This is a genomic window from Methylobacterium gossipiicola (genome assembly GCF_900113485.1).
Lineage (GTDB): Bacteria > Pseudomonadota > Alphaproteobacteria > Rhizobiales > Beijerinckiaceae > Methylobacterium > Methylobacterium gossipiicola.
This window is the reverse complement of the sequence record NZ_FOPM01000053.1, coordinates 1-4,901: the sequence shown is the minus strand read 5'-3', so window position 1 is coordinate 4,901 and position 4,901 is coordinate 1. Positions and strand designations below refer to the sequence as shown.

At 65.7% G+C, this 4,901-nt stretch carries 3 protein-coding genes; 2 read left to right on the top strand and 1 reads right to left on the bottom strand.

The features are described from left to right. Window positions 1-573: 573 nt before the first annotated feature. Both BM249_RS20815 and BM249_RS20810 read left to right on the top strand, forming a co-directional pair. Complete coding sequence (locus BM249_RS20815) at window positions 574-2,940, top strand: bifunctional diguanylate cyclase/phosphodiesterase (protein WP_091975519.1); 2,367 nt, start codon at window positions 574-576, stop codon at window positions 2,938-2,940. 558 nt (window positions 2,941-3,498) lie between these two features. Beyond that, window positions 3,499-4,500 (top strand): SDR family oxidoreductase, encoded by a 1,002-nt coding sequence (locus tag BM249_RS20810; protein ID WP_091975517.1) that lies wholly within the window; start codon window positions 3,499-3,501, stop codon window positions 4,498-4,500. A gap of 74 nt (window positions 4,501-4,574) precedes the next feature. Here the strand turns inward: BM249_RS20810 and BM249_RS20805 are convergent. Next, on the bottom strand, window positions 4,575-4,901 hold a 327-nt coding region (locus BM249_RS20805), incomplete at its 5' end, for a transposase (RefSeq protein ID WP_143103822.1).

Sequence of the window (4,901 nt, the reverse complement as noted above, 5' to 3'; positions counted from 1 at the left end):
CGGCCGCGCCAAGCTCGACCTCCTGCGCCGACGCTTCCTCCTCGCAGCATGATCCACCAAATCTGGCGATGAACCACCGAATGGGGGCCGATCAGGTGGGAGCGTGTCCAGTGTAGACCGGTGGTCGACCCGGTTCGCGCAGGGAGGCCACGGCAAGACCACCGTCATCGTCAATTTGTGTGCGGCAGCGGACCCTGCGCCCTTGGTCTCGTCAATGGCACCAACGGCGCCCGCTTCCGCAGCTCCATCGCCAATAACCTCGTCCCGATGCTGCAACCCGGCGCCCCCGTCATCCTCGACGTCCCGCAGGCCCACAAAGTCGCCAGTATGCGCGAGGTCTTTGCCCGCCTCACACTGGACCAGCGCCGCGACGGCCTCACCGCTACCGGATACGAAGACGACTTGGCCGTCGCTACAGCGGCGGGAACAGCTATCATGTCGCAGGTCCCGTTCTTATCGCGACCGAAATCGGGGTATGACCGGGCTTGAAAGGCGTGATTCGCACGGTCTCAGAAGCATATTTCTGGAATTTTCACTTCTCCCTGCGTCCGCTGGAGCGTTCGAGGGGTTGAGATGATCGAAATTATAACCTGTGTTACAGAGGGGCATAATGAGCAAATCTTGCTCATCTCAGCCTTCGTCTGTGCGATCGGTATCTACGCTTCCTCTGCGATCGCCGCCCACGCATCCCGCGCGGAGGGGGTGGTTCGGTTGCGATGGGGCATCGCCAGCATCGTCGCATCCGGTTCGACAGCTTGGGCGACCCATATGATCGCGCTCCTGGCCTTTCGGCCGGGGATGGATGCCGGCTTCGACCCGATCCTCACGGCCACCTCGCTCCTCATCGTGATTGCCAGCATCGGGATCGGGGTTGGCCTGGCCCTCGGCCGCCGCGGCCGCTTGCGCCGCTTCTCGGCGGGTTTGATCATCGGCTCCGGGATTGCCACCTTTCACTACGTCGGGCAGGCCTCCTACCGCGTGACGGGACATGTCTCATGGGACATGGGTTACGTCGTCGCCTCCGTGCTCATCAGCCTTCCCATGGCTGGCCTCGCCCTCCTGATGGCCGGCGAGCGTCAGCGCGGCCGCCGCCGTTTCGCACTTCCGTTGCTCCTGGCGTCGATCGTCGTGCTGCACCTCTGCGGAATGACGGCCGTCAAGCTGGTCTATGACCCGAGAGTGCTGCTGCCGGACTCGGCCATTGCCCCGATGACGATCGCTCCGATCATCGCGGCCCTTTCGCTCGTCCTGCTGTCGCTGGCCTTCGTTGGGTTACGCATGACCCTGAACGCCCGCGCGCAACTGCGCCGCGATCAGCTCCGTCTGCGCGAACTCGCCAGCCTCGCCCTGGAGGGCCTCGCGGTTTGCGATGGCGACAACGATGCCATCAACACGGCCAACCGCAGCCTCGAACAGCTGTCGGGCCTGACCCAGGCGCAGCTGATCGGCTACAGCCTCGCGCGACTGCTGCCCGGTCTGGTGCTCGACGATCTGCCCGAACAGGAGGAGCGCGAAACCGAACTCGCCGACGCCCATGGCCAGCGCGTGCCGGTTCGTGTTCTGCGCAAGACCATCACCCTTGGCCATAAGAGCCAGACCGTCATCGCTTTTCGCGATCAGCGCGAACGCCTGCGCTCCGAAGCCAGATTGCGTACCCTCGCCTTCACGGATGCCGTCACGGGCCTGCCGAACCGCGCCCGGTTCGGCGATCTTCTCGCCTATCATGCCGCGGCCCTGCGCGAAGCGTCGGAGGGCTTCGCGGTGTTGATGCTCGACCTCGACCGCTTCAAGTTCGTCAACGACACCCTTGGGCACGCCATGGGCGACGAGCTCCTGCGCAAGGTCGCAGCGCGCCTGTCCTCGGTTATCGGTGAGACCGACATGGTGGCCCGCCTCGGTGGCGACGAGTTCGCGATCCTGCTCCTGGGCGCGGTCGATGAGGGGCGCCCACAGGATGTGGCGACGCGGATCGTCGAGGCCATCGACCGTGCCTTCCTCCTCGAAGGCCAGCTTGTGCATGTCGGCGTCAGCGTCGGCGTCGTGATCGCGCCCCGGGATGGAAGCGCCCCCGAAGAACTCCTGCGCAACGCGGACCTCGCCCTGTACAAAGCCAAGGCCGAGGGCAAGGCGACCTACCGAATGTTCGAGCCTGCCCTCGCGGAACGGATGCGCGCCCGCAGCCAACTGGACCTCGACATGCGTCGCGCCCTCGAGACCGATGAGTTCGAGGTCCATTACCAGCCTCTCGTCGACTCCCAGACGGGAGTCGTCACCTCGGCCGAAGCCCTGGTCCGCTGGCGACATCCCGAACGCGGCCTCATCGCGCCGGCCGACTTCATCCCCCTGGCGGAGGAGACGGGCCTGATCACGCAACTCGGCGCATGGGTCCTTCAGACGGCTTGCCGGCAGGCATCGGCTTGGTCGACTACGATCAGGATCGCCGTCAATCTCTCACCCGTGCAGTTCCGCGATGATCGCCTGCCGGAGATGGTGGCGGGCATTCTCGAGACGACAGGGCTCGCCCCGAGCCGCCTCGAACTTGAGATCACCGAGGGTGTGATGCTCGACGACGAGGCGCGGACCCTCGCGACGCTGACGAAGTTGAAGGCAATCGGCGTTGACCTCGCCATGGACGATTTCGGAACGGGGTACTCCTCCTTGAGCTACCTGCGCCGCTTCCCGTTTTCGAAGATCAAGATCGACCGGTCCTTCATCCGACTGCTCCCGGACGATCCGGAAAGCGCGGCGATCGTTCGCGCCATCATCACCATGGGAGCGTGCCTCGGCATGACGACGACGGTGGAAGGCGTGGAGACCGCCGAACAATATGCCTTCGTGGCAGCGGAGCAATGTGGACAGGTTCAGGGCTACCACGTTAGTCGCCCCCTGGACCACGCGGACTTCCTGAGTTTTCTCGACGCGACGAAGATGGCAGCCTGAGGCGCGGCGTTGCTCGGCTCCGGCGGGCTGACCCGATTGGGCTGTTCGGGCAGCGATGGGGCGGAAACGAAGGGCCCGCCTCGGCGCCAGCCGGGCGGGCTTCCATTTCGCTGATGGTCGCATCAAGCGAGGTCGTTCTGCTCCTCAGGATCCTCGGGAAGGATGTCGGCGGGATCGATGGCCTCCTGGGTGAGACTCCCGTCGATCCTCGAATCCTTCGTCATCGTCAGATCCATTGGTACGGTCAGCGGGTCCTTCGGATCGGGGGGCGTCGGTGCTGACGATACGTCGCTCGGGGGCACGCTCTCGCTCATCGTTTCCTCACAGGCGTCTCGATCACAACCAACGGCTGGGCGACACGGATGTTCGAGCCGTCGCCTGTCGCCCTCGATTGAGCGGACATCACGCGTCGATGAGCAAGCTCTTCACGGCAGGACCTCAAGGTGTAGCCGCCATCCGACGAAGCCCCCATCCAGCCTCCGGTTCCTGCGACAGTGCCGTGCCTGAACATTCTGACCGGGCGCCGGTTCTCCCCGCATGGCAACGCAAGAGGACCACATGGCTTCGAATGATCTCCCGTCGCCCTCCCGCCGGCAAATCGTGGGCGTCGTCGGAACAGGTCTCGCCGTCGCCGCGACGGGGGCCGCGCAGGCACAGGAACCGTCCACCGCGACGAGCCAACCCCTGACGAACCCCCTCGACAAGTTCCCCAAACCCCCGTTCAAGCGCCAGTCGCAGCCCTGGCCCGGCCTCGCCAGCCGCATGGACCCGAGGCCCGATCACGGCGAGACGAGCTATCGCGGGTCGGGCCGGCTCGTCGGGCGCAAGGCCCTCATCACCGGCGGCGATTCCGGCATGGGCCGGGCGGCGGCCATCGCCTTCGCCCGCGAGGGCGCGGACGTCGCCATCAATTACCACCCCGACGAGGAGCCGGACGCCCGCGAGGTCATCGATCTCATCAGCAAAGCCGGCCGCAAGGGTATCGCGATTCCGGGGGATCTTCGCGACGAAGCCTTCTGTCGAGACCTCGTCGCACGCGCCGTCCAGGGGCTCGGTGGCCTCGACATCCTGGTGAGCAACGCCGGGCGCCAGCAGGCGCACGACTCGATCCTCGACATTTCCAGCGAGCAGTTCGACTGGACGATGAAGACGAACATCTACGCGCCGTTCTGGATCATCAAGGCGGCTCTGCCGCATATGAAGCCCGGCTCGACGATCATCGCCTCCACGTCCGAACAGGCGACTGACCCGACCCCAGACCTCTACGACTACGCACAGACGAAGGCCGCCACGACGAACTTCGTGCGCTCGCTGGGCAAGCAACTCGCCCCTAAGGGCATCCGCGTCAACGGCGTGGCACCAGGGCCGATCTGGACGCCGCTACAGGTGTCGGGCGGCGCCTCCATGGACAAACTCGAGTCGTTCGGTGGAAAAACGCCCCTGGGACGCCCCGGCCAACCGGGGGAACTCGCCGGGATCTACGTGCTCCTCGCCTCCTCCGAGAACAGTTACGCCACGGGGCAAGTCTACGGCGCGGCTGGCGGCAACGGTCTTCCATAAGGGGCGCCCCAGCGGTCGGTGCGGGTGCCCGGACTGATCGGGGATATCCACGACTGTCGCCGGCCTAGGGCGTGTCATCGCTTGAGCCAATCGAGGGCGGCTGCGAGGCAGAGGACGCCGGTGAAGCTGGCGGCGGTCTTTTCGTAGCGCGTGGCGATGGCCCGCCACTCCTTGAGCCTGGCCCAGAGGCGCTCGACTTGGTTGCGGTTATTGTAGATCCAGTCCGGGCAGGCGACGGGCGCCTCATGGCGCTGGGGCGGGATCGCAGGCCGTGCGCCCATGGTCCAGATGTGGTCGCGAAAGGCGTGGCTGGTGTAGCCACGGTCGCCCACGACCCACTTGGGCACGCCGGGCAGCCCATCGAGCAACGGAACCGCATGGGGCAACTCATGGGCCTGACC